This is a genomic window from Corynebacterium vitaeruminis (genome assembly GCF_001054325.1).
Lineage (GTDB): Bacteria > Actinomycetota > Actinomycetes > Mycobacteriales > Mycobacteriaceae > Corynebacterium > Corynebacterium vitaeruminis_A.
In genome coordinates, this window is record NZ_JVVM01000029.1 from 1 (window position 1) to 916 (window position 916).

Genomic DNA, 916 nt, shown 5'->3' on the forward strand with positions numbered 1-916 from the left:
ATCTGCGAGCAGGGCATTCGCACCGGCGTATCGCCCAGATAGTCTGTCGTAGTCAATCCACCGTCAGCCGTGAAATCGCACGCAACAGCGTCGATGGTATCTACGATGCCTATCACGCTGACCAGGCCAGCCGCGGGCGTCTTGCTCGCCCTAAGCTGCGCAAACTCGATGACAATCGGTTCTTACGCGCCCAGGTTGTTGATCTGCTCAACCGTGGGGCCTCACCGCGTCAGGCCAGTGACAGGTTGGCTGCNNNNTGGGGTGATAATACGTCCATGACTATTAGCCATGAGTCGATTTACCAGGCCCTTTACGTGCAAGGGGCAGGTAGCTTGCGCAAAGAACTTGTGTTTGAAAAGTCCTGCCGGACTACCCGGCCAGGGCGTAAACCCCGCTCGCTTTTAGCCGGGGTGCCCAAACCACGTGGAAAACGCTGGACCCATGATGCCAATATTTCACTTCGCCCAGCGGAAGCCAACGACCGTGCTGTACCCGGTCATTGGGAAGGCGATTTGATTATTGGCGCAGATGGCACCAGTGCTTTGGCGACGTTGGTGGAACGCCGCAGCAGGTTTGTGCTCCTCGGCAGACTCGGCACTGACCATACTGCCGCAAGTGTCAATGAGGTCATGGTGCGGATGATTCGTCGGCTCAAAGAGTCGATGGACACCACGATGTCGACGTTGACCTGGGANCAGGGGGTGGAGTTTGCCAAGCACACGGAGTTTTCCGTCGCGGAGAATATCCAGGTGTTTTTCGCCGATCCGCATTCACCGTGGCAGCGAGGCAGCAATGAGCGGATGAACCGGGATATCCGGTTTTATTTCCCCAAAGGAACCAACTTTACCGATGTCACCGACCAGGAAGTCGCCCAGGCGGAGGCATTGCTGAATAACCGGCCGAGGGTCGTACTCGG

At 57.3% G+C, this 916-nt stretch carries 1 protein-coding gene; it reads left to right on the top strand.

The window, feature by feature from the left end:
* Positions 1–2 precede the first annotated feature (2 nt).
* The coding region (locus ADA16_RS09700; RefSeq protein ID WP_275042190.1) for an IS30 family transposase at positions 3–916 on the top strand (914 nt) is incomplete at its 3' end.